The organism is Paenibacillus sp. FSL M7-1455, from assembly GCF_038004655.1.
GTDB classification, from domain to species: domain Bacteria; phylum Bacillota; class Bacilli; order Paenibacillales; family Paenibacillaceae; genus Paenibacillus_AQ; species Paenibacillus_AQ cookii.
The window spans coordinates 2,215,744-2,241,359 of the sequence record NZ_JBBORO010000001.1 but is presented as its reverse complement, the minus strand read 5'-3'; the positions used below and the strand labels follow the sequence as shown (position 1 = coordinate 2,241,359).

General features: G+C 52.3%; 29 protein-coding genes and 1 pseudogene. 9 read left to right on the top strand and 21 right to left on the bottom strand.

What is annotated here, in order from left to right:
• Nucleotides 1-225: 225 nt before the first annotated feature.
• Nucleotides 226-1,683 carry an ATP-binding protein gene (locus tag NYE48_RS10420; RefSeq protein WP_340998420.1) on the top strand — a complete coding sequence of 486 codons (1,458 nt, stop codon included), beginning with the start codon at nt 226-228 and terminating at the stop codon, nt 1,681-1,683.
• Between the two features lie 79 nt (nt 1,684-1,762).
• Here NYE48_RS10420 and NYE48_RS10415 read toward each other — a convergent pair whose 3' ends face one another.
• The 6 genes from NYE48_RS10415 to NYE48_RS10390 form a co-directional block, all read right to left on the bottom strand.
• Nucleotides 1,763-2,074 carry a S26 family signal peptidase gene (locus NYE48_RS10415; RefSeq protein ID WP_340998419.1) on the bottom strand — a complete coding sequence of 104 codons (312 nt, stop codon included), beginning with the start codon at nt 2,072-2,074 and terminating at the stop codon, nt 1,763-1,765.
• Nucleotides 2,075-2,146: 72 nt separating this feature from the next.
• Nucleotides 2,147-2,422, bottom strand: coding sequence for a hypothetical protein (locus tag NYE48_RS10410; protein WP_340998418.1), 276 nt, complete (start codon nt 2,420-2,422; stop codon nt 2,147-2,149).
• Between the two features lie 332 nt (nt 2,423-2,754).
• On the bottom strand, nt 2,755-3,276 hold the full coding sequence (locus tag NYE48_RS10405) for a GNAT family N-acetyltransferase (protein ID WP_340998416.1): 522 nt from the start codon (nt 3,274-3,276) through the stop codon (nt 2,755-2,757).
• A 92-nt stretch (nt 3,277-3,368) separates the two neighbouring features.
• Nucleotides 3,369-3,878 carry a nucleotidyltransferase domain-containing protein gene (locus NYE48_RS10400; protein WP_340998414.1) on the bottom strand — a complete coding sequence of 170 codons (510 nt, stop codon included), beginning with the start codon at nt 3,876-3,878 and terminating at the stop codon, nt 3,369-3,371.
• A 250-nt stretch (nt 3,879-4,128) separates the two neighbouring features.
• Nucleotides 4,129-5,133 (bottom strand): serine hydrolase domain-containing protein, encoded by a 1,005-nt coding sequence (locus NYE48_RS10395; RefSeq protein ID WP_340998413.1) that lies wholly within the window; start codon nt 5,131-5,133, stop codon nt 4,129-4,131.
• 91 nt (nt 5,134-5,224) lie between these two features.
• On the bottom strand, nt 5,225-5,776 hold the full coding sequence (locus NYE48_RS10390; protein ID WP_212951611.1) for a GNAT family N-acetyltransferase: 552 nt from the start codon (nt 5,774-5,776) through the stop codon (nt 5,225-5,227).
• Between the two features lie 113 nt (nt 5,777-5,889).
• Between NYE48_RS10390 and NYE48_RS10385 the strand changes: the two genes are divergently transcribed.
• A complete protein-coding gene (locus NYE48_RS10385; protein WP_340998410.1) occupies nt 5,890-6,528 on the top strand; it encodes an FUSC family protein in 639 nt (212 codons plus the stop codon).
• A 55-nt stretch (nt 6,529-6,583) separates the two neighbouring features.
• Here NYE48_RS10385 and NYE48_RS10380 read toward each other — a convergent pair.
• The 11 genes and pseudogenes from NYE48_RS10380 to NYE48_RS10330 form a co-directional block, all read right to left on the bottom strand.
• Nucleotides 6,584-6,943 (bottom strand): annotated as a pseudogene (locus NYE48_RS10380) (xanthine dehydrogenase family protein molybdopterin-binding subunit); the annotation flags it as partial.
• 130 nt (nt 6,944-7,073) lie between these two features.
• Nucleotides 7,074-7,508, bottom strand: a complete 435-nt coding sequence (locus NYE48_RS10375) for a GNAT family N-acetyltransferase (protein WP_036713617.1) — start codon at nt 7,506-7,508, stop codon at nt 7,074-7,076.
• Complete coding sequence (locus tag NYE48_RS10370) at nt 7,505-7,924, bottom strand: 2'-5' RNA ligase family protein (RefSeq protein WP_036713616.1); 420 nt, start codon at nt 7,922-7,924, stop codon at nt 7,505-7,507. Before NYE48_RS10370 ends, NYE48_RS10375 begins: the two co-directional genes overlap by 4 nt.
• A 24-nt stretch (nt 7,925-7,948) precedes the next feature.
• Nucleotides 7,949-8,350 carry a DUF6508 domain-containing protein gene (locus tag NYE48_RS10365; protein ID WP_212951617.1) on the bottom strand — a complete coding sequence of 134 codons (402 nt, stop codon included), beginning with the start codon at nt 8,348-8,350 and terminating at the stop codon, nt 7,949-7,951.
• On the bottom strand, nt 8,340-8,741 hold the full coding sequence (locus NYE48_RS10360; protein ID WP_340998406.1) for a hypothetical protein: 402 nt from the start codon (nt 8,739-8,741) through the stop codon (nt 8,340-8,342). Before NYE48_RS10360 ends, NYE48_RS10365 begins: the two co-directional genes overlap by 11 nt.
• A 46-nt stretch (nt 8,742-8,787) precedes the next feature.
• Complete coding sequence (locus NYE48_RS10355) at nt 8,788-9,084, bottom strand: hypothetical protein (protein WP_036713611.1); 297 nt, start codon at nt 9,082-9,084, stop codon at nt 8,788-8,790.
• Entirely contained in the window at nt 9,081-9,665 is a 585-nt protein-coding gene (locus NYE48_RS10350) for a GNAT family N-acetyltransferase (protein ID WP_036713609.1), read from the bottom strand. The genes NYE48_RS10355 and NYE48_RS10350 overlap by 4 nt, the downstream gene beginning before the upstream one ends.
• Nucleotides 9,666-9,678: 13 nt before the next feature.
• The gene (locus NYE48_RS10345; protein WP_340998404.1) at nt 9,679-10,362 is read right to left on the bottom strand and encodes an HAD family hydrolase; all 684 of its coding nucleotides are present in this window, start codon (nt 10,360-10,362) and stop codon (nt 9,679-9,681) included.
• A 36-nt stretch (nt 10,363-10,398) separates the two neighbouring features.
• Entirely contained in the window at nt 10,399-10,794 is a 396-nt protein-coding gene (locus NYE48_RS10340; RefSeq protein WP_212951627.1) for a glyoxalase superfamily protein, read from the bottom strand.
• 234 nt (nt 10,795-11,028) lie between these two features.
• A complete protein-coding gene (locus NYE48_RS10335) occupies nt 11,029-12,222 on the bottom strand; it encodes a transposase (RefSeq protein WP_340997203.1) in 1,194 nt (397 codons plus the stop codon).
• Between the two features lie 233 nt (nt 12,223-12,455).
• Complete coding sequence (locus tag NYE48_RS10330; protein WP_341000627.1) at nt 12,456-13,595, bottom strand: MFS transporter; 1,140 nt, start codon at nt 13,593-13,595, stop codon at nt 12,456-12,458.
• A 368-nt stretch (nt 13,596-13,963) separates the two neighbouring features.
• Between NYE48_RS10330 and NYE48_RS10325 the strand changes: the two genes are divergently transcribed.
• Nucleotides 13,964-14,545, top strand: a complete 582-nt coding sequence (locus NYE48_RS10325; protein ID WP_036713607.1) for a TetR/AcrR family transcriptional regulator — start codon at nt 13,964-13,966, stop codon at nt 14,543-14,545.
• A gap of 156 nt (nt 14,546-14,701) precedes the next feature.
• A complete protein-coding gene (locus NYE48_RS10320) occupies nt 14,702-15,619 on the top strand; it encodes an aldo/keto reductase (protein WP_340998401.1) in 918 nt (305 codons plus the stop codon).
• 187 nt (nt 15,620-15,806) lie between these two features.
• Here the strand turns inward: NYE48_RS10320 and NYE48_RS28215 are convergent, their stop codons facing one another.
• Together NYE48_RS28215 and NYE48_RS10315 are read right to left on the bottom strand one after the other, a co-directional pair.
• A complete protein-coding gene (locus tag NYE48_RS28215; protein WP_156124683.1) occupies nt 15,807-15,962 on the bottom strand; it encodes a DUF4180 domain-containing protein in 156 nt (51 codons plus the stop codon).
• 274 nt (nt 15,963-16,236) lie between these two features.
• The gene (locus NYE48_RS10315; RefSeq protein WP_246537256.1) at nt 16,237-16,809 is read right to left on the bottom strand and encodes a TetR/AcrR family transcriptional regulator; all 573 of its coding nucleotides are present in this window, start codon (nt 16,807-16,809) and stop codon (nt 16,237-16,239) included.
• 303 nt (nt 16,810-17,112) lie between these two features.
• On the opposite strand from NYE48_RS10315, the gene lpdA reads away from it, so the two are divergent.
• On the top strand, nt 17,113-18,486 hold the full coding sequence (gene lpdA / locus NYE48_RS10310) for a dihydrolipoyl dehydrogenase (RefSeq protein ID WP_340998399.1): 1,374 nt from the start codon (nt 17,113-17,115) through the stop codon (nt 18,484-18,486).
• Between the two features lie 154 nt (nt 18,487-18,640).
• Here lpdA and NYE48_RS10305 read toward each other — a convergent pair whose 3' ends face one another.
• A complete protein-coding gene (locus NYE48_RS10305) occupies nt 18,641-20,068 on the bottom strand; it encodes an aminotransferase-like domain-containing protein (protein WP_341000626.1) in 1,428 nt (475 codons plus the stop codon).
• 113 nt (nt 20,069-20,181) lie between these two features.
• On the opposite strand from NYE48_RS10305, the gene NYE48_RS10300 reads away from it, so the two are divergent.
• Together NYE48_RS10300 and NYE48_RS10295 are read left to right on the top strand one after the other, a co-directional pair.
• Complete coding sequence (locus tag NYE48_RS10300) at nt 20,182-21,117, top strand: DMT family transporter (RefSeq protein WP_340998398.1); 936 nt, start codon at nt 20,182-20,184, stop codon at nt 21,115-21,117.
• Nucleotides 21,118-21,520: 403 nt separating this feature from the next.
• Complete coding sequence (locus tag NYE48_RS10295) at nt 21,521-22,012, top strand: pyridoxamine 5'-phosphate oxidase family protein (RefSeq protein WP_036713600.1); 492 nt, start codon at nt 21,521-21,523, stop codon at nt 22,010-22,012.
• Between the two features lie 98 nt (nt 22,013-22,110).
• On the opposite strand, the gene NYE48_RS10290 is transcribed toward NYE48_RS10295, so the two are convergent.
• Entirely contained in the window at nt 22,111-22,386 is a 276-nt protein-coding gene (locus NYE48_RS10290; RefSeq protein WP_246537260.1) for a YfzA family protein, read from the bottom strand.
• 159 nt (nt 22,387-22,545) lie between these two features.
• Here NYE48_RS10290 and NYE48_RS10285 point away from each other — a divergent pair, with 159 nt between their 5' ends.
• On the top strand, nt 22,546-23,619 hold the full coding sequence (locus NYE48_RS10285; protein WP_340998397.1) for a hypothetical protein: 1,074 nt from the start codon (nt 22,546-22,548) through the stop codon (nt 23,617-23,619).
• A 261-nt stretch (nt 23,620-23,880) separates the two neighbouring features.
• On the top strand, nt 23,881-25,587 hold the full coding sequence (locus NYE48_RS10280) for an RICIN domain-containing protein (protein WP_340998394.1): 1,707 nt from the start codon (nt 23,881-23,883) through the stop codon (nt 25,585-25,587).
• The last annotated feature ends 29 nt before the right edge of the window (nt 25,588-25,616 follow it).

Below are 25,616 nucleotides of genomic sequence, written 5' to 3'. Positions count from 1 at the left end.
CTCGAAATGCCGCTAGCGGTTCATTCCGTTTTGCGAACCCCCGTTGTCCTGCTTCATTCGACGATGGCCCTTAGAATCCTCTCTTAACCTATGACAAAACTTAACCTCGATAAATTCTACAATTCTTAGCAATTTTTGAATCTTCCATTGAAGACCGTTCCGGATCATGCTTATAATATGGTTACAATCCGACAAAAAACTGGAAAAAAAGAGAGGAGATTTGTAGTGCTACGTGATCATGTCCAAAATGATGATCTCATCTTTCGGCACGCTGCTCTTGGAATGGCTCTCATATCGCTTCACGGAACCTTCATCATGATCAATCCCGCGTTATGCGATCTATTGGGACATCCGCAGCACGACATTGATTCCACCGCTCCCCTGGACCATACCTACAAAGATCTTTTGGCTGACATCCGACGCTTCGGCGAATCGCTTGCAAACGAACGGAACATTTCAGGCCGGTTCGAGCGCCCGCTCGACCAAGTCTCCGGCCGACGGTTAACGGTCACCATCCATGTCTCGCTCATCCGCGACAAAGATGCGCTTCCGCTCCACTATTTGGTCCAGTTTGAAAACCGAACCCCGCTGCTTGAAATCGAAGAGAAACTGAAATCCACGGAATTCGCGCTGACGGATATCCACAATTCTTACCACGAACTGCTGGAAAAAATGCAGCTTGCCGTTTTGATCACCAAAAAAGGGATCATTCAATACGCCAATCCCGCTGCCCTCCGGCTGGTGCACGCCCAAGACCGAAGCGAAGCGCTCGGCTTATCGACCAACATGGTCGTCGATGCGACCTATCACACGGCGCTTGAAGAACGGCGGAAGATCTATGATGTAAAAAAAGCGCTAAACCCCATTGTTTATCTCATCAATTGCATGGATGGGCGTCAAAAATACGTGGAAGGGTTCACGCTTATCATCAATTATGAAGGGGAACATGCCGCCGTCAACGTATTTAAGGACATCACGGATCAAAAACAGCGGGAAGAATATATGATGCAGTCCGAAAAACTGACGATGTCCGGGCAGTTGGCTGCGGGCATCGCCCATGAAATCCGGAACCCGCTGACGTCGATCAACGGCTTCATGAAGCTGATCCGATCCTCCAAGCGCAGCCCCGAAACGTATTATGAGATTATCGAGTCGGAACTGAAGCGGATCGAACTGATCGTCAACGAGCTGCTCGTTTTATCCAAACCTCAAGGGAAACATGTCAGCAAGCCGATCAACGTTCTGCCGATGTTGGAGCAAGTGATTACGTTAATGAATGTTCAGGCGGCGTTAAAAAACATCGAAATCACGCTTGAACGCGCCGATGTACCGCAGTGGATCGTCGGGGAGACCAATCAGCTCAAACAGGTGTTCATCAATTTGCTCAAAAACGGCATGGATGCCATGGACTCCAGCGGAACCATTCTCGTGTCCGTCGATTCCACGGAGCAAGAGGTGTGGATCCGCGTCCAGGATGAGGGCAGCGGCATGACGCCGGAGCAGGTTCAGAAGCTTGGGCAGCCTTTTTTTACCACGAAGGACACGGGAACGGGACTCGGTTTTATGATTACGCAAAACATTATACATAACCACGGCGGCTCCATTCAGATCGAAAGCGAACCCGGACAAGGGACGGCCTTTACGGTGAAGCTGCCAAAAACGATGAAACCGGAACATACATAGCTTGCAATACGATCAGGATAAGCAGTCCTTGCTGAAATAAGGACTGCTTATTCGTTATATCGAAAGTCAGGCACGAAGCTTATTTTGCCGGCGGATCAGCCGGGTACCCAAGCACCTTCCCTTGGATCGAACCGATCGGCAAAGGGCCGAAATGCCGGCTGTCGAAGCTTCGGAACCAATCGTCGCCAATCACGAATACATGCCCATCCGGAACGCGCAAGGCGTCCAGCTGATTCGACGCCAGATCCTTGATCGCATGTTCGAGATTTTGCCTCATTGGATCATCCGGATTTTGTTCCAGCGCCTTTTTCAACCCTTCAATATCGGAGCCCAGCCGGCGGGCCTTCCTCGTCTTGGCATCCTGCGAGCAGCAGGATGAACAACGCGGCATATCGTACCGCTTTTTTCATGGGTCACCTCGCCCGTAAGTTCGGATCAAACGCAGTTTGACGCCCGCTTGGATTTACGGCCCCGTTCCGGCCGATGAAACTCTCCAGCCCAACGCGGATTTTTTGACGTATACGAAAGGCCTGGATGACGCATCCACGAGGTAAAGATCGCCGTATCGGGGATCGTTTTTGATGTTTCCCTCTTGGATCGGCTCCAAACAGGCCATCATGGGATGAAACGATAACAGATAATGCTTGCGGACGGCGAGTTCGGGCGAAGGGGACGGGAAAAAGACAATGTAGAGCACGGCAACCGCGATGATCGCGATCCACCATTTCTTTTTCTTCATGATGGGGTGGGCCTCCTTTTTAGGGGTGTACGGGCATTGTTTATCGCTTTCCGCTCCCGCTTGTGTCGCAATTCGCATAATCTTCGATTCACGAATAGGAAAGGCACTTCTTCCTGTTCAATAAAAACGCCGCAAGCTCTGCCGGGGTCGGTGACCCGTTCGATGTCCGGCTCGATCGGCACGGATTCGTGTCGCACCAGTTCCCCGTTGCGATACTCGCAGATATGCTCGTAGCAGCGGTCATCGCACAAGATTTTTTCGATGCTTTCCGGTATATTGCAGGCGACGCCGCGGTTTTCCGGACGCAATATCCAAGCAAATATTGTAAGCGATCATAAAAACGCCTCGGGGTATATGAGCTCTCCCTGGATCCGGCCGAGCGCGCCGTCCTGCAGCTCACAAACCATAAAGACATCATCGGGAACGTCAAATTGCTTTAATTCGAGACCGAAGGGGCGAGCCGGCTTAAAGCCGAATTTCGGATAATACGCCGGATGGCCGATTAACAGCACGAGCTCATAGCCCATCTGCCGGCAGCGTTCCACACCTTCCTGGATCAAAAGCCCGCCGATTCCTTGTTTCTGATGTTTCGGGTCGACGGCGAGCGGAGCCAGCGCAATCACGCCGGTCTGTTGGTCCCCGTTGACAACCTTTGCCTTGCTTAATAAAATATGGCCGACGATCTCACCGTTTTGCTCGGCCACAAGCGACAGTTCGGGGATAAACCCATCGGACCGCCTGATTCTTTTCACGAGTTCGGATTCGTCTTCGCGGTTGCCGAAAGCTTGAAACAATACCTTCGCGACTTGCTCGGCATCCGCCCGCGTTTCCGTTCGAACAGTTACGGTTGGCATCGCTGTGTTTCTCCTTCTCTTTTTGCGCGCTATCATTTCAGAAAATAAAACGGCCCGGCCTGGATCCATCTCCCTCCGACCGGGTCTCGTAGTCACTCCATGCTGCCGATCAACTCGCGCAACACCGTTTTGCTTTCCTCGTCCTTCGGGCGCGGCATTCTGCCGATCTCCCGATACACTTCTTTTTCTTCGAGAAGCTGCCGGGGATGAAGGACGCGTGCCGAGATGCCGCCAAGGCTGAACGTCTCGGTCTGCAGCGCATCCGTCCGCCATACCCATTCGGGGAGTCCGTTCAAGATGATATGGCCGTCCTCCGTATAGTTCACGTAACAAATCTGGACATCGGTTTCATTTTTCCGAAAATCCGTCTGTCTCCCGCTGATCGGGAATTTTTCATAACCGGCATCGGCAAGTCTCTGCTCCAGCAGATCCCGGCATTCAACGAAAGCCACTAGGTCAAGATCCTCATGGGGACGCGTAATGCTGCCCAGCAAAAAGTCGATGGCCCAACCTCCGCGAAGCCAAAACGGCCGGTCCAAAGCACAAAAGATGGCGGCGATCTCGCGCAAAATTTCCAGCTGGGCTTTTGATTTATCGTCCATTTTCCCGCTTGGGTCAAAAGCCGAACCGCTATGTTCATGTATTAACGGCAGAAGGACCGCCCCCTTTCTTACATCAGGATTGCAAAATCCTTACCTAATATTATACTTGGTGTACGCTGGGTGATAAAGACACTTTCACAAGATATTTCCATGCGGTTCATTTGGGAAACGCAGCCTTCAGGCCGGCTATGAAAATGCCCATGCGAAATAAATATCTGAAACGCGTTCATACGCGACGTTTTTGATGGCCTTACGGCTTCACGATCGACAATGCCGCCTCATGCAAAATCGGCCGCAGATGCCTCAATTCGTTATGCTCCCTGCCCAAATGCACCCCGTTCGTCAAAAATACGACGGTCATCTCGTCTACCGGATTGATCCACATGCTCGTCCCCGTAAATCCCGTATGCCCAAAGCTGCCTTCCGGCCAATTCGGGCCACATGACAGCCCTTCATCCGAGGCGCCCTGCACCTGCCACCCCAGCCCTCGTCCCTGAAAAACAGGCTTCAAGCATGCATCCACCGTCTCTTTGGAAAGCAGGGAATACCGTTCGGGGTAAAGCCATATTTTCGCATACCGGGCCAAATCCTCCGCCGTCGAAAACAAGCCCGCGCTGCCGGCGACGCCCCCGAGGCGGTAGCAGGTTTCGTCATGCACTTCCCCGAGGATGTACTTTTGGCCGTCCCACTCGGTTGGGGCGATCCGGTCCCGTAAGGTTTCCGGCGGGTTAAAATAACTGTCTTTCATGCCAAGCGGTTCAAAAACATGCTCCCTGGCCCATTCGTCCAGCGGCTGCTGCGTCAACCGGGAAACGATCCAACCGATCAAAATCATGCCGATATCACTGTAATTCACACGCTCTCCGGGGCAGGATTCAAGCTCCAGCTCGAAAATTTGCCGGATGTCCAATGGTTTGTAACGATCTTTGAAATCCGGAACGCCGGAAGGCAATCCCGAAACATGTTTTAGACAGTGCTCGATGGTCACATCCGGATGGCGAAACTCCGGGATATACGTTTGGATCGGGTCCTGAAGCGAAACCCGCCCCGACTGGACCAGCGTCATGATCGCCGGCAGCGTCGCCGCCACCTTCGTTAGCGAGGCCACGTCAAAAATCGTATCCCGCGAGGCTGTTCCGTAAGCGGCTTGCCATTGAAGCTTGTCTTTGACCTGAATGTCAATGACCGCGCCGGGTATTTTGTTCTCCGCCACCCAACCTTCGATGAATTGATGCACGTTCTCGATTCCTTTCATATCGCCACCGTCTTCCATTCGAGATTCGAATCTTTTTGATCATGTCCATAAGCCGTGCATTCGGGGTATTCAGAACCCCTCTTACATATCATTAGGAACGCGCCCGAAATTCCTCTTCCAAAAGCGCCATCAAAATCATGTCATGAAACCGGCCATCAAGATAAAGCGCATCCCGCTTCACGCCTTCCCGGCTAAAACCCAGCTTCTCATACACATGAACGGCCCTCGGATTAAACGCATACACTCCGAGCTCGATCCGGTGCAGGTTCAAATCTTCAAAACCGTGCCTGAGCATCAACCGCATCGCTTCCGAACCGTACCCTCGATCGCTGTGGCGCCCGGAAACCATGATGCGTATGTTGGCGCAGCGATTGACCGGATCGATTTCGTTCAAAACGACCTCCCCGATCAATTCATCCGTTTCCTTTAAGGCGATCATCAAATCGACGCGATCCTCGTGAACGCGGCCGATCTTTTGCAGCCATGCCGACGTGGATTCCTTGGTGAAACGCTCCTGCGTTCCGGTCAATCTCATCGCCTCAGGCTCCTGCAATAGCCCGAAATAAGCATCCAATTCGTTTTCCCGTACGGGTCGAAGCAGGATACGTTCCCCGGTCAATCGGGTTTCAAGCAGCCCTTCCATCCCTTATCCCCTCCAGCTTGCAAAATGTTCTTCAAAATAACGATGCCGGCGAATGATCGGTTTCCATCTGCGGCAACAATAACCTAAACAATTATAAAACGGAGTCCAGCCTAGTGAAAAGCAAATTAACGGATATCATTAAAAATAATGGCACGGTATGGAAAATGCCGTTAGCTGCGGCGCTGTCATGGGAAGCCGCCGAATGGGCCGGGTCCAACCATCCTTACTTGGCCCCGCTGACGGCTATCTTATGTTTTCAAATTACGGTCAGCCAATCCCTGCGATTTGCCTGGCAGCGTATCATCGGAACGATCGCCGGCGTTGCGGCGACCGCATGCATCACGCCTTATGTCGGCTTAAGCGGATGGAGCATCGGGCTGTTGGTGCTGCTTGGGGCCGCCATCGTCAAGAGGCTGAACAGGGATCATGCCTTGACGGTCCAAATTGCGCTCAGCATTATGCTGGTATTGTATTTTCAAAGCAAAATGCCGAGCTATCCCTTTTACCGCGTGCGCGATACCGTGGTGGGTGCCGTCGTTGCGGTTCTTATTCACGCGCTGTTGTTTCCTCCCGATTCCATCCCGACGGCCAAACAAAAAATGACGCGTTTTGCGGAGCGTTTAACCCGCCAATTTTATCAAACGGCCGACTGGGTACGGCATGGCTGCCCGGCAAGCCAAGGAAAAACGGTGGAAGCCAAGCTGCAGACCATGTTTCAATTCCAGGGTAAGTTGCGAGACGTTCGTGGATAAGCGGGGCGTCTTTGGGGTAGGCTTGGCTCGGGGAATGTACGATGGGCAGAGGTTCATATTCGGCTTGAATCCGCAAAGCGGCCATTTGGGCGACATATTCCGAGTCGGCGACGACCAAAGCCACCGGCTCGCCGTAATATCTGACTTTGTCGATGGCGAGCGGCGGTCGGTCTTCGAGCGGAGACCCGGTCAACACCGGAAAATGCCGCCCTGTCACGACCGCTCGTACGCCGGGAATGCTTAAGGCCTGCGAGGTATCGATCGAGATGATTTTGGCATGGGCATGGGGACTGACCGCGAGTTTCGCATACAGCATCCCCGGTCTTGCGATATCGTTCACATAGCGGGCCGTTCCGGTCGCTTTTTGCCATGATTCCTTTCTCGGAACGTTTTTTCCGATTGCTGAACCGCTCATGGCTCCCCTCCTTGGACCTTGAATGGGCGTATAAATTCATTTTCCACAGCTATGTATATGGGAAACGAGTGGCCGATATATCTGAATGATTGGGGGATGTTCCTTTCCGGACGCGGTGCCGGCAGGAGTTCTACAGCAGTTTCCTGAATCCTTCGACCTGTTCGTCGCGGTAACCGAGCTTCTCGTAAAACCGGTGCGCTTCCTTGCGCTGTTCGCCCGACACGAAAATGATATAACCGCAATCATGGTCCCTCGCGATTTGCTCGATGGCTTCCATCAGCTTCTTTCCGATGCCCTGCCTGCGAATGCGGCTTGAAACAATGACGTTTTCGATGACCATAAACGGTTTGCAGCTTCCGACAAAGTCGAGGCATATAATCCCCATCAGCGATCCGGCGAGCTCCCCTTCATGGAACGCGCCCAAAATATGATAGTTTCCGCTGCTTTCGGCGCTTCGGAAAACCTGAAGCATCCTGTCCCCGTTCGTCGGAATTCCCATCAGTTCTTCGTAGAGCCGGGCAAGCGCCGGAAGATCGGATTCGGCAATGTGTCTAATGTCTGTCATGATGTCTTCCCTGCTTTCTGTCTTTTGTTTTCGTAAAATCTTGCTTGTCTTCTTCCTACATGAAGAATCATATCAACGGCTTCGTCCGCATACCGGCTAAAATATTGATGATGTTCGGCGTGAAATTTCAGCAGCTCGGCGGCCGGATTGGGGGCCAGAAAAAGCGTCCCCGACCCGATAAACGTACCCAGCATGCCGAAGTTTAACGAAAAGCCCGCCCTTGCGTTGTAAAAACGATCAAACATGTCCATGAACTCGGCCTCATCCAGATTCGAATAATCCGCAAGCGTCAAATGCGGCCGCCGGTTCGGGACCTCATCCACGTATCCCGAGATGCCCCGATCACGCATTTCTTCCCAGATCCGTTTCAGCGCTTGTTCCGTCTGTTGATCGAAGCGGAGAACGACGGCATACATATCGGATTCGCACCTTTCCCTGGCTTACTCCTGCATCTCTTCCCGAAGCATTTTCAGCCTTTTTAGAATTTGCGTCATTTTGCCGTTTTCAAGGACTCGTATCCATACCCCTTCCGTAAATCGGTCCCCGCGCACGTAACTTGTGACAAGTTTTCTTAGCGTCTCCAGATCCGCCTGCATCAAATGGTCTTCGATGTCCCGGTCGATATCTCGATAGATTTCATGCTCCGCGACCCACGAACTCCAATCGAATACCATCATGAAACCCGTGTTGGACAGCTCTTGCACAAAATTCCGGACAACCTCCGTTTCAAAGCGGTAACGTCCGGACACAGCAGACAACGGCTGGTTCGGATCTTGAAGAACATTCAAAAAAGGAAGCAGCCGATCCAGCTCCCCGGACGTGATCGTTGCATCATAGGGCATAACATTTCCTCCAGTCTAAGTCATCGTTTGGAAGCACGACATTTACTGATTCCATACGGTGTACATCAACCAGGCTACAAGCAGGTACACCGGGACCGACAGCATAACCGAAAGCCATCTTCGCTTCCTTTGGATCAAAATGGCCGAACCTGCGAATAAAAGCGGAAAAGCGAGTCCCCACAAATGAAACCGCGGCGTCGCAGCCAAATATAAAGCTAATGGAAGCACCAGCACCGCGGCCAGGTAAAGCAAAACACTTTTCCGAAAAATAAGACCGGTCACCGAAAGGATAACCGCAGCGAAGATTATCATCCAATAAAAGTTGAAAAAGACCACTGGCTTGCGCTCCATTCTTAACGGAAATTGCCTTTCTGCTCAGCTTGCCTGCCATTCTATCCCATGTGCATCCGCGTTGCCATCGTTATAAGGCTTATGGCTTAATCCCTGTTTGATTTTTTGCTCCGGAAAATGGAAATGCCGCCGAATCCGCTAATCACCGCAATATAGAATCCGACATCATACCACCAACCCGAATTATAAATTTCATATACCCTAATATGGGGTTTAAACAATCCTATAATTAATGAAATAGGCGCGATCCACCCATGCCAGATTCCCCAGAAAAAACCTGCGGCATGCTGGGGCGTATTCGTGCCGTCTCCGGGGACGCAACCTGTTAAAAGCGAAATCGCGGCAAACACCAACAAAAGCGCGAATACGTATTTCTTTTTCATTTCCATCCCCCTTCGTGAGCCCTGGCGTTCGCTTCATGAATGACGGCATAAAGTTTCAAATCTTCGAATTGGCCTTTTACGAGTATATTTTTTCGTAAGACACCCTCGAATTCCATTCCGCATTTTTCCATCACCCGGCTGGAGCCAATGTTAGACAGATGACACCGGGCTTCGATCCGCACCAATTGCATCGCCTCGAATCCGAAGCGGATGATTCTTCCCGCTGCTTCGCTCATCAACCCTTTGTTCCAATGCGCCCTGGAAAGCGCATATGCCAATTCGGCCTTTGCATGCTTGGGATGCCAATACACAAAACCGACCGTGCCGATGACGGCTCCGGTTTCCTTGTCTTCGATCCCCCATGGCGCAATATCGTTTTGTTCGTACAACCCGAGAACACGATCGACGTACTGCACGGAATCCTCGATCGTCTGATGCGAATACCAGGTGGTGTATTTCGAAATTTCTTCGTCGGAACAGTAGGCGAACACGTCGCCGACGTCGTTTGCCGTCAATTTCCTTAATATCAGCCGCTCGGTTTCCAATACCGGGTTGCCGGGGTTTTGCGGTTGCGGGTGCATGCTCATCACCTTTCTACGCTTTGTCGATCAACGCGATGATTTCATCCAAGCTGTCGATCCGATGCTCGGGTTCGTCCAGATCGCGATGCCAATCCATAAATCCTCTCAGCCAAACGGCTTTTAACCCGGCGCTGGTCGCGCCGAAAACATCGTTCCGCGGATGGTCGCCGACATACCAGCTATTCTCCGGTTTGGCTTCCAACCGGCTTAAGGCCAGCTCAAATAGGCGTTTATCCGGTTTATGGAACCCCGCTTCGCCCGATACGATCACGACGTCGAAATATTCCCGGATTTGCGCCTTGTCGATTTTGGCATGCTGCGCATGCGGCGAACCGTTGGTGATCAGGCCGAGTTTAATGTCTTTCCGTTTCAGTCGCTCCAAAACGTCCAAGGTTCCGTCCATCAGAACGGTATAATTGTAAAATTCGGCGAACCAATGGTCGAGCAGCTCTTCGGCGGTCGTTTCCGGATTTTTCAGCGGGAAAGAGGCCAGGCATTCCAGAGCCATTTCCCGTTTGTCGCGGTAGCCGTCCCGATCCGACACCCGCATGAATTCGACGAATTCTTCTTTTTGCCGGGCATCCCGGACGGACGCGAACCGGTCGATAAAATGCTCCGAATAAGCGCGAAAAGCAAGCTTCCGGTTAATCAACGTGTTGTCGAGGTCGAAAATAACGGCTTCCGTTTTCATGGGCATGTTCCTTTCCCTCTTCAAATGGCTGCGTTCAAGCGCCTACGAGGGCTCCTGAATACCGGCAATCCTCGGCTCCGCAGGCTCGTAAAACGCGATTTTATTGCCGAACGGATCGATCACGCAGCACTCCAGGGTCTGCCACGGCGTTTTCTCCAAACCGGGCCTGGAGTATCGATACTGCTTGCCGATCAGCTGCCGCTGGAAGGCTTCGATGCCTTTCATTTCGACGCGGATGGCGGCTCCCGGGCTGCAATCCCCGTAATGCTCGCTAAGATGGATGGTTGCTTGATGCAAGGAGATTTGCGCATACAGCGGCAGGTTCGGTTCGAACCGGTGCCCCCAATCCAGCTTGAAACCGAGGTAATCGATATAAAATTCTTTTGCTTTCCTTTCGTCGAATATGCGTAAAATCGGAATGATTCCTTGGGCTTGCACGCCAACCGCCTCCTAAATCTTTCGATCTGCAAATCACTCTATGTCATCATTGGTTGAATTTATTCTACCAACAAACCACAATTTTCTAAATATCTCAAATTGAGTGTTTTGCATAATTCCGTTTCAGAGAAGAAGCGATAGCATATTCACTGTCGTTAAGGGGGAATTTTCGAAAATGGTATTATATGGATGAAGAAAAGGGCAGACTTGCAGAATTTTAGAACAGCTCGTTTTTTAAGCGGCAGCCCGTTTTGAATGATGAGAAACGGCGAGCGCAGATGCAAGCAGAACAATGGCATTCAAATACTGGTGAGTTGTGACTTTCTGAATGCCCCGGACATGTGCGGCGTCTGCCGTCAAATAGGTTTTCAATCGGGAGTTGCAGCGTTCTACGCTGGTTCGTTCATTGTAAAGTTCCTTCCAACGCTTTGTATCCCGATGAGGGATGCTGTATCGCCGGAGATCATCCTTCGCATTTACTTTGACGACCATTCCATAGTTTGAAGACGAGCAGGCAGCCATGCCAAGCGGACAGTCGACTTTACCCGTGGCATGCGGGCAGCGAAATTTATGCATATCGCCGTCAACTCCCCAGTATGTCATCGCATAACCCATGGAACAGCACGGTGTTCCGTTCGAGGTCATGCCAGCAGGCGGTTCCTTCTCCCCCCGAAGATTAAGGGGAATGATGGCTTGTGCCTTGACGTTGCGGGCGGCCTCATAAACTTTCATTTGGTCGTAGCCCGCATCGAGTATGAAAAATCGTGTGCTCGTCCTGGACGCTGTTTTCTCGATCAGGCCCGGCGCCATTTCTCCATCATTGACATGCGCCGGCGTTACTTCCAAGGCGATCGGCAATTCACTTTTCGTATCGACCGCCAGATGAATTTTGTAACCAAACCATGTGATTTTATTGCCGAAGGAATCAATTTTTGCGCCCCAGTTCGCATTACCCGTTTGCTCGCTTTTGCGTTTGGGCTGCTTTTTCTCGTAAGCGCGGAGAGCGGTGCTGTCTATGGCGACGTTACTGCCTTCTATGATACCTTCCTGCTGACAGCGTGTGACCAAATCCTCAAAAAGCCGTTTTGCCAAGTCCTTTCTCGTCAGTTCTGAGAAAACTCGGCTTAATGTGGATATGGAAGGAGCTTCTCGATCCAGCGGAAGACCACACTGATAACGAAACCGGAGATCCGTATCCAAACGCTTATGCAACCCTGAAAAGGTACTTATTCCTTCAAGCGGCGCAGCCAAGAGTGCTCGTAGAATACCTTGTCTGCAGTATCCCTCAGCGCCTCGGGGTGAACGGCTTCTCAGTTCCTTGGCATACGGTCTCAGATCGAGAGAGCTGAAGAAGATCGGCAATCTCTCCTTGGGTTGAATTTTTAAAAGTTCTTCGAAGGAAAACAGACATTCTTGGAGAATATACAAAGTGACTTCCTCCATCCTTGAGGTTTTTGGGTTTGGTCACTTGAAAACTTCTCCAAGTTGGGGTGAAGTCCCTTTTTTATGTCCGAAAATCCTTACGGCTCAAGGCCTCAGATTACTGCAAAACGCTCAAATATCTCAAATTAAATCGGTGGTTGCGAAGTTCATTTTGTCTCTTCCATGAAAAATCCCCGCCGGTCCAAATGAATCATTCACGGCGGGGACTGCTTACGCGCTTAGTCCCGGCGTGTGCAAGCCCAAAACAACAGCGCCAGCGCGCTTACGGACGCACCCAGCGTGCAAACCCCGGTCCATCCAAAATAGGAATACACCGCCGTGGATGCAATGGATCCGGAGGCGCTGCCGATCGAATAAAAAATCATATATCCGGCGGTCAACCGGCTTCTTGCTTCGGGGCGCACGTTAAAAATCAAGCTTTGGTTCGTGACGTGCACCGCCTGAACGGCCATGTCCAGAAGAAGGATGCCAAACACCAACAAAAGCAGGGAACGATGGAGCAATCCGATCGGCAGCCACGACAGCAGCAGGAGGCCAAGCGCGATGCCCGTCGTTTTTTGGCCAAACCCCATGTCGGCCCAGCGGCCTGCCCTTGCCGCAGCAAGCGCCCCTGCGGCCCCTGCGAGCCCGAACGAGCCGATGGCCGAATGGGAAAGGGACAGCGGCGGACGGCTAAGCGGCAGGACGAGCGAAGTCCACAGAATGCTGAACGAAGCAAAAATAAGCAGCGCCAATATCGCGCGAATGCGCAAAATCCTCTCCTGCATAAACAAGGCGAGCACCGATTGCAGCAGCTGCACGTAGTTTAACCGCGGTTGATCCCGATGTTCGCGGGGCAGCGAGCGCAGCAGAATGCAGGCCACGAAGAACAGCATCGCGGCGGAAGACAGGTAAACGGAGCGCCAGCCGGCAATATCGGTTAACGCACCGGCGAAGGTACGGGCGAGCAAAATGCCGATGACCACGCCGCTCGTCACCAAACCGACGATTTGTCCGCGTTCGGAAGGTGCCGCCAAACTCGAAGCATACGCAACCAGCGTTTGCGTCACGACGGCAAGCAGCCCGACCACGGCCAACCCGGCGAACAAAACGGCGGTGCTGCCGGCCGTACCGGCCACGATCAAAGCGATCACGGATAACAGCATCATGCCCGGGATGAGTTTTCGCCGATTCTGCAGGTCCCCCAGCGGGACAAGCAGAAACAATCCGAGCGCGTAACAAAGCTGGGTTACCGTGATGACGATGCCGACGGAAGAATGCGGAAGTCCGAATTCGCGGGCCAAAGCATCCAGCAGCGGCTGGGCGTAATAAATGTTGGCGACGGATAACCCGCAGGCCACGGCAAACAGCAAAGCCATCCGGCGCGAGAACGAAAATGCAGGCTTCTTTCCTCCCTCACCTTCCCCGCCATGTTCGCGGAATTGCGCGGCTGGGGCTTCCATTGGTTTTTCAAAAACCTCCGTGTTCATCAAATGCCTCCTTTTATTTCATACCGAAAAGTATATTATACCGATCAGTATATTATGATGAGCTTACAATAACCTCCTTTGAAGCAAACTGTCAAGAGAAGGAGAACCAAAAATGGACGGATGAAATCGGGAAAAGCAGTTCTATAGAAGGTTATTAGCGCTTTTCGACGCTGTCTGTACGGGCAAGTCTTTTGACATTTCAGCATCAGATCGGCTACAATCATTTTATACTGAACGATATGAAATGGGGTGCCATTATGGTCCGGCAGCGGGAATTTGATGTGGACAAGGCATTGGACGCGGCCATGCAGCTGTTTTGGGAAAAGGGGTACGAAGCGACCTCGTTAAGCGATTTGACTTCGGCCATGGGAATCCAGCGGCCAAGCATCTATTCCACGTTCGGGGATAAAAAGGAGCTTTTCGAAGCGGCTTTGCGGAGGTATACTTCAGCCCACGCCGCCGGCATCCGCGCGAAGCTGCAGCATCATCCGTCGGTGAAGGAAGCGTTCCGCGTTTTTTTTGAAGGATTGGTGGAAGAAGAATATGCGGGGACGGGGAACCGGGGCTGTTTCTGCATCAATACGATGGTCGAGCTGGCGCCGCATGACGCCAAGTTCGAAATTCTTACCAGGGAGCACGAAATGTATCTGGCGGCGATGTTTCAGGAGACGATTGAAAAGGGGCTTCGTTCAGGCGAACTTCAAGCCGGGCTCGATGCCAAAGCTTTGGCCCAAACGCTGGTCGTTTCGTTGATTGGGCTGACGGTCATCATGAAGGCCCGCCCGGAGCGCGCTTTTGTCGAACATTCCGTCGAAACGATGCTCTCGCTCATAAAATAAACTTGAATCCTTTCCGGGTCCGTGCAAAAATGAATTGGAGACTGTCTGCTTTGCTTATCCATCAAGCGTAAACGCATACAAGACCGCAAACTCCCGGCGGCAGCGCCGCCGCGGGGCAGAAACATCATTCCATTATGAGTCTGGAGGACAGCATTCATGAAAACGATTAAGCTTGGAAGCAGCACGCTGGAAGTCCCTGTCGTTGCCGTCGGCTGCATGCGCATCAATTCCCTCGACAAAACCGGCGCGGAGCGTTTCGTGCAAACGGCGCTGGAATTGGGCGCGAATTTCTTCGACCATGCCGACATTTACGGCGGCGGCGCCTGCGAGGAAATTTTTGCGGACGCCATACATATGAACAGCGACATCCGCGAAAATATCATTTTGCAATCCAAATGCGGCATCCGTCCAGGGATGTTCGATTTTTCCAAAGAGCATATTTTAGATTCGGTCGACGGCATTTTGAAACGGCTGAAAACCGATTATTTGGATGTTTTGCTGCTGCACCGCCCGGATGCGCTCGTGGAACCTGAAGAGGTCGCCGAGGCGTTCGATCAGCTGGAAAGCTCCGGCAAAGTGCGCCACTTCGGCGTATCGAACCAAAATCCGATGCAGATCCAGCTGCTGAAAAAAGCGGTGAAACAGCCGATCGTCGCCAACCAATTGCAGCTCAGCATCACGAATGCGACGATGATCTCCAGCGGCATCAACGTCAACATGGAAAACGAATCGGCCGTCAACCGCGACGGAAGCGTTCTCGACTTCTGCCGTTTGCACGACATTACGATTCAGCCTTGGTCTCCGTTCCAATACGGATTTTTCGAAGGGGTATTCCTTGGCAATGACAAATTCCCTGAGCTGAACCAAAAAATCGATGAAATCGCCGCCAAATACGGCGTCAACAACACCACGATCGCCATCGCCTGGCTGCTGCGCCATCCGGCCAACATGCAGCCGGTCATCGGCACGATGAACATTGAACGTCTGAAAGACTGCGTGAAAGCAAGCGAAATCACGTTGTCTCGCGAAGAGTGGTATGAAATTTACCGCGCGGCCGGAAATATTCTGCCGTAAACCGCGAAAGGGCATCCGCCAGCGATGTTCCATACCAAAAAAGGGCCCGGGCCGTTTGAACGACCGGCGCCCCTTTCTATTTGCTGAGCCAAAGCTCCGCTTCTTCCCTCGTTTCAAAAACCCGAAACGCGTTGCCGCCGTTTCATTCGCGCCTCCATTCCTTAAACCTGCCCTGGTTAGACGGGACTCACGTAAAACCAGCAGCCGTTTTGACGCGATAGGTCACCCATTTTTGAACGAAACTGCCCGCTACGCCGGTACCCAGCTCAAAAAAGGATTCCGATAAAGCATCCTTCGCCGTATCTTTTTTTCCGAAAGCTCCTTCCGCATGCCCTGAATCCATCGCAGTTCGTTTTCATATGAGGACAGCAGATTCTCGGAAATTTTGTTCCATAAAAAAACTTCGCATGGATTGCGGCGCAAGGACCTATGTTAAAGGTAACACAGTTAGAAGTAATGTATATCCCTTTGGCTGCCGGCAAATAAAAAAGCCCGCTAAACAGCGGACTTTTTTTGGGTATTTTTGACCCCGAACAAATGCCCGACATGCACCCGAACCGCTGCCGTATCGATGGCAGTGCCAGAACACCGGGCCGTTTAGGCTTGTGCCGGATGCCTTACATTTGCTGATCGATCAGACGTTTGGCGGCGCCGAGGAAATGATCCGGAACATACGCAGCCCGCTCCAAATATGCCGACATCATTGCTCCGTTATATAACATCAGCAGCTGGGCGGAAAGCGATTCAGGATCTTGGGCTCCGGCCCGTTCGGCCAATTCTCGCAGCCGGCGGCGCATCTCCAGATGGTATGTCGCTATCGGCTGTTGGGTCGGGTGGTTTTCGTCGGGAAACTCCACGGCCGTATTCAGGAACGGACATCCGCGGTAACCCGGCTGCTCGCTTCTTGCGCCCAAGCTGTCCACCACGTCGTAAAGCTGATGCAGCGGCGCGTCGGGATGCCGCCGTTTCGCCTCTTCGAACGGTTTCATCAGCTCGTCGTTGCATCTTTCCAAATAAGCCACGACCAGATCGTCTTTGGTCGCGAAATTCCGGTAAAAGCTCGCTTTTGCCACGCCGGATTCCTCGATGATCCGATCGATGCCGACGGCCCTTACGCCTTCCCTGTAAAACAGTTTGATGGCCGTTCGCAAAATCCGCTCTTTAGCCGTTTCTTTTTTCTGCATATTCATTGCTGCCCCCTTCCTTCCGGCATCCAACCCGTTGACATGATACAGATCTGTCTGTATGATAATCGTGAATACGGTACAGACCTGTCTCATTCATTTTAAAAAAAGTCCCGTCTTCCGTCAATCCGACGCCATGGTTGGAGCGAGGCGCGCACGACCGCAGAAACATCGGGCGAAAGGCGCGTTACGCGCGTCCGCTTTCCCCATCCCCATTACGCTTGACGCCGGTTCACGGATGCCGTCCGAGACCGCGGCTGGCGTATCGTCATTTGGAAACAAAAAATACGGCCAAAGCAGGTGAACGTTGTGAACATTGCAAACGAAACAAAAGAGTTCGACGTCTTGGTGATCGGTTCGGGTCCGGGCGGATACACCGCCGCCAAACGGGCGGCGGAAGCCGGTCTTCGCGTCGCTGTCGGGGAACGGGAACGGATCGGGGGCGTGTGCACCAACGTCGGGTGCATCCCGTCCAAGGTTCTGATCTCCGAAGCCCATCGCTTTGAAATCGGCGGCCGGTCGAACCTGGATTTTGCGGAAGTGCAAGCCTTTAAGGACGCGGTCGTCCAGAAGCAATCGGGCGGCGTCGGTTTTTTGCTGAAAAACAAATACACGGAGACGTTTCGCGGCGAAGCCCGTTTGATCAGCGATCATGAAGCGATCATCGATCAGGGCGGGACGTCGACCCGCATCCGGTTCGAACATTGCATTCTCGCCACCGGTTCCCGTCCGATCGAGCTGCCGGCATTCCCTTTCGGGGGAAGGATCCTGTCCTCGACGGAGGCGCTGGGGTTGCAGCAGGTGCCTGAAAGCCTGATCGTCATCGGCGGCGGATATATCGGCATCGAGCTGGGGCAAACCTTCGCCAAGTTTGGATCCAAAGTCACCATTCTGGAAGGCGGCGATCAGATCCTTCCCGGATTCGAAGCCGAGTTGACCCGTCCGGTGGCCAAAAAGCTGCAGGAAAATCAGGTCGACATCTTTACCGGGGCCATCGCCGAACGGGTCGAGCAGCAGCCTGACCGGGTAACCGTTCATTTCAAGGAAAACGGAAACCCGCGCCAAGCGACGGCCCAATACGTGCTCGTCACGGTCGGCCGCCGTCCGAACACGGACGGGAATTTGGGGCTTGATCGGGCGGGCGTCAAACTCGCGGAACGCGGGCTGATCCCGGTGGACGAACAAGGCCGGACCAACGCCCCCCACATTTTTGCCATCGGGGATATCGTCGCCGGGCCCGCCTTGGCGCATAAAGCTTATTACGAGGCAAAAGTAGCCGTGGAAGCGCTGACGCATCATCATGCGAAGGTGGACTACCGGGCGCTGCCGCTGGTGGTCTTTTCCGATCCCGAAGTCGCAAGCGTCGGTTGGAGCGAAACGGATGCCCGGGCACGCGGCACGGAAGTCGTAACGGGAAGAGCCTCCTATGCCATCAACGGCAGGGCTTTGGCGCTGCGGGCCGCCGAGGGGTTCGTTAAAATCGTGGCGGAAAAAGAAACGGAGCGGATCATCGGCGCGCAAATCGTCGGCGCGGAAGCCTCCAATCTGATTGCCGAACTGGCGCTGGCCATCGAAATGAGCGCCACCCTCGAGGATATCGCGCTTACGATCCATGCCCATCCCACCTTGGGAGAAATCGTGATGGAAGCGGCCGAAGCCGCTATTGCCAAAAGAAGCAAATAAGCAAGCTTCCAGTTTTTTGCGCCGGACGAAGCATCCGGGGAAGACAAGCGGGAAGCACCGAAATGAGACATCGCAGACAAAAAAAGAGCCTCATTCAAGTTCACGAGCTTGAACGAGGCTTTTGGCTTTCCCGAGAAGTCATACGGAACCTCCGCTATTTTTCTCCGGACAGCTCCCTGTACAGCCCCACAAACCGCCGGACGCCTTCCCGCAGCTGCCGTTCGTTCAAAAACGAATAACTCATGCGGATCCAAGGCTTCAGTTCCCGGAGCGGGTCGCAAATCGAGCCTGGGACGAACGTGATGGAACGTTCCCTGCTCGTCACAAGCAGCTCCTCCATCGGGGTCGATTCCGGCAGTTGGACCCATAGATTAAAGCCCCCTTCGGGGCTTCTCCACTCCCAGCCCGTTCCGGCCAGCTCTTCCTCCATGATGTCCTTGCGGACCGCCAGCGCCGTCCGAAGCTTCTCCAAATGCCGCTGCATCCGCTCCGAAAAGAAATAATGCAAAAAGATCTTTTGGTTCAGGAGCGGCGTGCCGCTGTCCGACAGCGATTTGGCCTTGATCAAATAGTTCATCAGCCCCGGCCGGCAGGCCACCGTCGCGATGCTCAGGCCCGGGGCGACGTATTTGCTGAAGCTGCGGATATAGATCGTATATCCCGAAGTATCGTAAGCAAAAAACGGCGGCGGGGGTTCCTTGCCGAAATAGATGTCCGGGCAAGGATCGTCTTCGATCAGCAGGCATTGATGTTCGGCCGCGAGATCCACCAGCCGCTTCCGCTGCTCCGCAGGCACGGTGTATCCCGTCGGGTTTTGAAAGGTCGGATTGATATAAAAAAGGCGCGGTTTGTATAGACGCATGAATTCTTCGACCTGATCCAGCCGATAGCCGTCCGGGTAAATCTCAACGGGGACAATCCGCGCCCCTTGCCTTCTGAACACGTCGATCGCCGGACTGTAAGTCGGCCTTTCAAGCAGCACGGTATCCCGCGGCTTAACCAATACCCGGGCGATCAGGTCGATAGCCTCCTGCGAACCGCAGGTGATCAGGAGCTCGTCCGGGGTGAGGTCGAACCGGTACCGGCCGGCGAAATAGCGGCACAACGCTTCCCTCAGCTCCGCGTCCCCCTGCGTGGTCGCATACGTGCCCAGCACTTTGGGATACAGATCGAACACTTTTTTTACGTATTCGGAAAAATACCGGTTCGGCAGCAGGTTCGGGTCGATCAGCGCTTTGGAAAATTGATACGCGGCCTCCGCCTGGTGGATTTCGGAGAGATGGCTTTCATGAACGTAAGCCGAAACGATCGGGTCCTGCTGCGCAGCAGGGGGCAGCAGGCTGCCCGGTTGAACATAATAACCGGATTTATCCTTTACGTATACTTTATGGTTTTGCTTCAGCCATTGGTAAGCTTTGAATACGGTCAGCCGGTGCACGCCGAATTCGGCCGCAAGCGCGCGAACCGAAGGGAGTTTATCATGCGCCTTCCATTCCCCGCGCCGGATCCGATCCAAAAGATAGTCGTACACTTGTTCAAAAAGTTTATCCGAATGAACATCGGAAAGGACCTCTCTTTTCAGATGACTCCCCCCTTTCCTTCGATTATAACCTAAATGTCCGACATCTGTTCTACTCAATTCCATCTGTTCTGTTCCACTCCTTTTATGATAAAGCCATACAAGGAGGAATGGACATGATATTCGTCAATTATTTACTGATGTGTCTCGTATTCGGGACGACCTTTCTGGCAATCAAAGTCGGGATCGATGCAGGAGCGCCGCCTTTTTTCTCTGCGGGTCTCCGTTTTCTTTTGGCAGGAAGCATTCTTTTCGCATTCATGGTCATCAAACGCAAGGCCACGTTCTCCCTGCTGCTTCGCAAGGAGATGTTTTTGACGGGAATGGCGCTGACCTTCGGCACGTTCGCCACCCTGTATTGGGCGGAACAACATTTAAGCTCCGGGATTGCCGCCATCCTGTCGGCAACGGCCCCGCTTATGGTCCTGCTGCTCCAATCGGCCCTGGCCCGGCAGCGGCTTTCCGTTCACGCCTTGGCCGGCTGCCTCATCGGGTCGGTGGGCGTCGTGTTGCTGCTGCTGCCCGGCCTGACGGTCAACTTCAGCAGACTGTGGGTGATCGGATGTATCTCGGTTTTGGTGGGCCAAGTGTTTTACTCGGCCGGTACCGTCTATTCGCGCCGTGTCGTAAAACGGTTTGAGGATACGTCCCCCATCGCTTTGAACGCGGCCCAGATGATGTATGGCGGAGGCATGCTTTTGCTGTTGGCCTTGTTCGTCGAACCGATCGAGATCGGTCCATGGCTTGCGCCAAAAGCCGCGTTATCGCTGCTTTATTTGATTTTCGCCGGCTCCATGACGGCCCATACGATTTTCTACTGGCTCATCGCCAAAACGAACCCCGTATTCCCGTCCACCTGGCTCTACGTGTCGCCGCTCATCGCCCTTTGCCTTGGTGCCGCGTTATACGGCGAGCCCATATCCGTTTTGTCGGTCATCGGCGGAATCACGATTGTCGCCGGCATTGTCGCCGTCAATCTGGATTCGCTAAAAACGCTTTTGTCCAAAGGCAGGCCGCAGCGCAGCAAAGCCGGCGAATCCAAAGCAGTATAACGAAAAACGCGGAAAAATTTTGAAGAGAGTTTCGAACAAGGGATGCGCAGCGGAGAATATACGCTTCAATGGAGTGGCGGCGGTACTCCCGTTAATGACGAATTTGTTGGAAAAACGGGTTCAGCCATTTCCGATGTTCGAAAGTAATTCAAGTTTTGCTGTTGATTTCATCGATGGTATCATCCTTTCTTTACGGGTAAGATGGTTCCCAGTATAGGACCTTGAGCGCGCTCTAGGTCAAGACCCGATTGCCACGTGCATCGCTGGTGGTTTGGGTTGCATACAGGCTTGTGCAAAAGGGGATTCCAATCAGGAGTTGAATTCAATCAAATATCCCTTGGTTTGGCAGCGTGTAAATAAGTGTAATACTAATAAATAAACACACTAGGAAAAGGTGATCAAAATGACAAATTCAACTCCGGACAACCAAGAAGCGATCGAGAAAATACGCGAATTGATTCAGGGCATCGACACGGCCATGCTGACGACCGTCTCGGAAGAAGGGCTGGTTTCGCGTCCCATGAAGACCCAGGACATCGAATTCGACGGCGACCTGTGGTTCCTGACCAAGAAAGATACCGACAAATTCCATGAGCTGCTGCAAAACCGGCAGGTCAACGTTGCCTACGCCGGCAAGTCCTTCGTCTCCATCCGCGGTGAGGCCGAGCTGGTGAACAGCACCGAAAAACTGAAAGAATTGTGGAACCCCGTTTACGAGCAGCTGCTGGAAACGAACGTTGACGATCCTAATCTTGTTCTCATCAAGGTGCAAGCCGAGGCGGTCGAGTACTGGGATGCCGGCAACAAATTTAAAATGGCCAGGTTCCTGTTCCGCAGACTGATGGGGAAAAGCGGCGAAGGCACCAATATGAATCGGACGGTGGAGTTGGATTAGAATAAAAAAACGGGCGCCGGTTAAGAACTAGCGTCCGTTTTTATTTTCAGATCACAGTGCAGTGACGTCGACAGGACTCAACTCATCTTCGCTTATCCTTAGCGAGAAAAAACCTTTTTTATCACGCTTATTATTCCAGGAACAAGAAAAAAGATGCCAAAAAAGACAGTGAGTAAATTATATTGGGGCGTATCGTAGAAATGAAACCATTCCGTGAAAATAGGAGTGTCAAGAATCCTTCCAAGTATCGTTCCATCCGTATCCCTGTATTTAAGGATCCAACCTGTTGCTTCAGATGTGATAAAGAATATTTGTGATAACAAAAATACTCCGATAGAAGATACCCAATATCTTCTCAGAAATGGTACAGTCATTTGTTTCCGAACCAAAATAATCCCATCCTTATCTAGTACTATTGTCTATATATTACAAAATAAATACGGATATTTAAGAATTAAGTTCCAAGATTTATGTATTATATTGTCGTAAAATTACATAATTAGCAGAATGCCCATGGAACGAGGAACAACCATATGTCACTTCAATCGCTATACAACGAATATTTGAACATCAAATTCAACAGGGGATTACAGCCTGGTCAGACGGAGGGCTTCGAATACGGCCTCTATGAGGATGGCGGCGCGGAGTTGTTTTTTGCAGGTCATGATGACGAGCCGTTTGTGGAATGGGCAGACGCATTGCAGCCGAAAGATCCCCGTTACACGGCCAACCCCGACTGGAAGCCGCTGCTCTCGGGTTGCTTTCCGGACCTCGATGTCTACGATGAACAGATCCTTTATTTTCTCCTGTATACGATCAACTCGACGACGTCCATTGCCGGGCCTAATCCTTACGGTGCAATGAATGATTTTATGAAACCTTACTGTTTTTTTCAATTGGGACAGGTGGCGGATGCCGCCCGGTTGAACGATGCGCAAAAAGAGCAGCTAAGGGACTTTTTCTTCTTTTTTTACCTTTATACCCACCCGGTTAACGAGGAGACTCTGTACGGCTTTTCATTCCGCGGCCGGGATTTGGTTCATACGAAAACGGGGATCAGCGTAGAGCGCTATTTTTCCTTATACCACGATTACTACTGCGACAAGCACGATGAGTATAAGGATCGATTGCTAATCGCTCCCCACGAAATTCAGGCCGGTAAGCACCTTACGCTGGAGCTGCTAAGATCGATTGAAGGTAAATCATCCAAGCGGCTTATGCCTTCGGAAGAAGGATTCGAAACCGTGCTCCGGTTGATCAATGACGTGGATGAGCTGCTACGGATTCACTCGGAACATCAAACAAAATTCTTCAATTTGCTGAGAGACGCTCTGTTGGATGCCGGAACCAACCCGTATCGAGTATACTGCTTCCGCATGCTGCTTCAAAATTACGTCTGTTATATCCTCTATTTTCAGTTTGACGACATTCATGATTTGGTCGATCATCTCAAGGACACCCCGTTTGCGTGCGAAAAGATCGTCAACATGCTCTTTGCGGACGCCATTTTTATTCAGAAAATCATGCGGCAGCACCGGATCGATATCGCCGATTATCAGGACGTAACCGGATTTTTTGCTGAAAAAGCCCGGGAGATGCATTTGTAAAGGCAATTGCTTTTTCATGAGCATGGATGAGAGGCTGCCAGGCCTTCGGGCAATGCGCTTGTTCATGCTGTTTTTTGGTTGCTGTACACCCATTATTGCCGGCTTCAGCTATACGCTACCCTATAAATCACTAAAATACCCTATATTTTGACAGGTTGTCTTCTTTCTTCCTCTGGCATACACTTTTTTGAAAACGCATTCACAACCTCGTGCTCCGTGATTTCGTACCGTCATTGATTTTGCGTAATCCAAAAAAAGGAGATGAATCTTGTGAAGAAAATGAGATGGACCATCAAGCTTTTGCTGGCTCTGGTCATGGTAGTGCCGACGCTAATGGACAGCCAGCGCGCAGATGCATGGACCGGCATGCCCATGTCCAAGCTCCACGTTAGCGGCAACCAACTGGTGAACAGCAGCGGACAGCCCGTCCTGCTAAGCGGCTGGCATCAGCCCTCGGGCTCCTATTGGACCTACCAGTCCAGCAAGTACTACCTGGATCGGAACGGAGGGAACCGGCATGCGGCCATTTTGGAGTACTTGAAGGATATCACCGATGCCTTTACCGATACGTCTGCCAAATACGGCAGCAGCCACGGCTGGTACATGAATCAGGTCCGGCTGTTTATTGACCGGGAAGACATGGGCGATGTAGCCGCCGGCACCTATAATTTTGCCGGTTTGCAAAGTGTTACGCAAAACGTCATCATTCCGTATATTGCCTATGCCAAGACCAAGGGCCTGTATGTTACGCTGGGGCTCGATTTCACTCTTTCCAACAACCAGGCGACCACCCCATCCAATCTGAACAAGTTCAACGAAATCTGGGGTTACCTTGCCTCCCAACCGGCGATCAAAAGCGCGGACAACGTGATGTTCGAACTGATCAATGAACCGGTCCTGTCCGATGTCAACGGGCAATGGGGCGGAAATCCCTCTCAACCCAATTTCGCCGATTACTGGAACTCCCTTAAAAAATTCCAAAACTCCATCATATCCACCATACGCAGTAAAGGTGCCGACAACGTGATATGGGCGGCGGGGCTTGGCTGGGATCAATACTACCAGCTGTGCGCGTCCAGTCCGCTGACCGATCCCTTGAACAATATCGGGTATTCCGTCCACTGGTACCCAGGGTACGGTGCCCATGACGATTATGCGACTTTGCAGCAGCAGTGGGATACGAATATTAAGCCCTGCGCCGATCATTATCCCATCAACATTACGGAGACCACCTGGTTCAAGACGCAGCCCGGCGATTCCTCCTACTGGGAGCTGTTCAACGGGTCCAATGAAGGTTTCGGCAAAAACACGAAGGCCATATTCACAGCGGCCGGCAATGTCAGCATGACCGCCCATATGAACGGGTTTTTGCTGGAGCCCGGCCCAAGAAGTTCTTTTGCTGACCCGACCGCAGGCCTCAAATATGACGGCAATGCCGCACGGGACGGCATGGCCCGTTTTCTCTTCGAATGGTATTATGAACGCGCGCAGCTGAATCCTTGGAACGGGATCTGGAACGGGGTTTTGTCCGGCTCGACCTATAAGATCCTGAACCGCGCTTCGGGCAAAGCGATTGACGTGCCTGGCGGACAGAATACCAACGGGCTGCAGCTTCAGCAGTGGACAGACAACCAAGCGACAGCCCAGCAATGGGTTGCCAGTGATATGGGGACTTACAACAATGTGTACAAGCTGCGAAGCGTCAGCTCGGCCGACCAAAAAGTCATGGATATCCGGAACGGCACGAAGAACAACGGCGAAGCGGTCCAACTCATGCAGGACTTGGGGAATGCCGCACAGCAATTCAGATTGATCAAACTGAGCAACGGTTACTGGAGCATCCTGAATGTGAACAGCAACAAGGCCGTCGAGGTTGCCGGAGCCTCCTCCTCGGATGGAGCGAAGCTTCAGCAAAATCTCTACCGGGGCAATCCGAACCAGCAATGGCAGCTGGTAAAAATCAATTAGTGCTTGATACCGAATATCCTGATGATGTT

What these genes read in the sequence shown, in the direction of transcription:
- NYE48_RS10370 (WP_036713616.1), bottom strand. Translation starts at nt 7,924, where the DNA reads ATGTATGCCGTCGTTCTCCGCTTCGATCAACAGACGGAACAAGCGCTG.
- NYE48_RS10325 (WP_036713607.1), top strand. Translation starts at nt 13,964, where the DNA reads ATGGTCCGGCAGCGGGAATTTGATGTGGACAAGGCATTGGACGCGGCC.
- NYE48_RS10345 (WP_340998404.1), bottom strand. Translation starts at nt 10,362, where the DNA reads ATGCCCATGAAAACGGAAGCCGTTATTTTCGACCTCGACAACACGTTG.
- NYE48_RS10300 (WP_340998398.1), top strand. Translation starts at nt 20,182, where the DNA reads ATGATATTCGTCAATTATTTACTGATGTGTCTCGTATTCGGGACGACC.
- NYE48_RS10395 (WP_340998413.1), bottom strand. Translation starts at nt 5,133, where the DNA reads ATGAAAGGAATCGAGAACGTGCATCAATTCATCGAAGGTTGGGTGGCG.
- NYE48_RS10360 (WP_340998406.1), bottom strand. Translation starts at nt 8,741, where the DNA reads ATGGCAGGCAAGCTGAGCAGAAAGGCAATTTCCGTTAAGAATGGAGCG.
- NYE48_RS10320 (WP_340998401.1), top strand. Translation starts at nt 14,702, where the DNA reads ATGAAAACGATTAAGCTTGGAAGCAGCACGCTGGAAGTCCCTGTCGTT.
- NYE48_RS10355 (WP_036713611.1), bottom strand. Translation starts at nt 9,084, where the DNA reads ATGAAAAAGAAATACGTATTCGCGCTTTTGTTGGTGTTTGCCGCGATT.
- NYE48_RS28215 (WP_156124683.1), bottom strand. Translation starts at nt 15,962, where the DNA reads ATGGATTCAGGGCATGCGGAAGGAGCTTTCGGAAAAAAAGATACGGCG.
- NYE48_RS10290 (WP_246537260.1), bottom strand. Translation starts at nt 22,386, where the DNA reads ATGACTGTACCATTTCTGAGAAGATATTGGGTATCTTCTATCGGAGTA.
- NYE48_RS10285 (WP_340998397.1), top strand. Translation starts at nt 22,546, where the DNA reads ATGTCACTTCAATCGCTATACAACGAATATTTGAACATCAAATTCAAC.
- NYE48_RS10365 (WP_212951617.1), bottom strand. Translation starts at nt 8,350, where the DNA reads ATGCCCTATGATGCAACGATCACGTCCGGGGAGCTGGATCGGCTGCTT.
- NYE48_RS10400 (WP_340998414.1), bottom strand. Translation starts at nt 3,878, where the DNA reads ATGGACGATAAATCAAAAGCCCAGCTGGAAATTTTGCGCGAGATCGCC.
- NYE48_RS10350 (WP_036713609.1), bottom strand. Translation starts at nt 9,665, where the DNA reads ATGCACCCGCAACCGCAAAACCCCGGCAACCCGGTATTGGAAACCGAG.
- NYE48_RS10280 (WP_340998394.1), top strand. Translation starts at nt 23,881, where the DNA reads ATGAATCTTGTGAAGAAAATGAGATGGACCATCAAGCTTTTGCTGGCT.
- NYE48_RS10405 (WP_340998416.1), bottom strand. Translation starts at nt 3,276, where the DNA reads ATGCCAACCGTAACTGTTCGAACGGAAACGCGGGCGGATGCCGAGCAA.
- NYE48_RS10330 (WP_341000627.1), bottom strand. Translation starts at nt 13,595, where the DNA reads ATGGCTTTGCTGTTTGCCGTGGCCTGCGGGTTATCCGTCGCCAACATT.
- NYE48_RS10375 (WP_036713617.1), bottom strand. Translation starts at nt 7,508, where the DNA reads ATGACAGACATTAGACACATTGCCGAATCCGATCTTCCGGCGCTTGCC.
- NYE48_RS10315 (WP_246537256.1), bottom strand. Translation starts at nt 16,809, where the DNA reads ATGAATATGCAGAAAAAAGAAACGGCTAAAGAGCGGATTTTGCGAACG.
- NYE48_RS10295 (WP_036713600.1), top strand. Translation starts at nt 21,521, where the DNA reads ATGACAAATTCAACTCCGGACAACCAAGAAGCGATCGAGAAAATACGC.
- NYE48_RS10410 (WP_340998418.1), bottom strand. Translation starts at nt 2,422, where the DNA reads ATGAAGAAAAAGAAATGGTGGATCGCGATCATCGCGGTTGCCGTGCTC.
- NYE48_RS10415 (WP_340998419.1), bottom strand. Translation starts at nt 2,074, where the DNA reads ATGCCGCGTTGTTCATCCTGCTGCTCGCAGGATGCCAAGACGAGGAAG.
- NYE48_RS10390 (WP_212951611.1), bottom strand. Translation starts at nt 5,776, where the DNA reads ATGGAAGGGCTGCTTGAAACCCGATTGACCGGGGAACGTATCCTGCTT.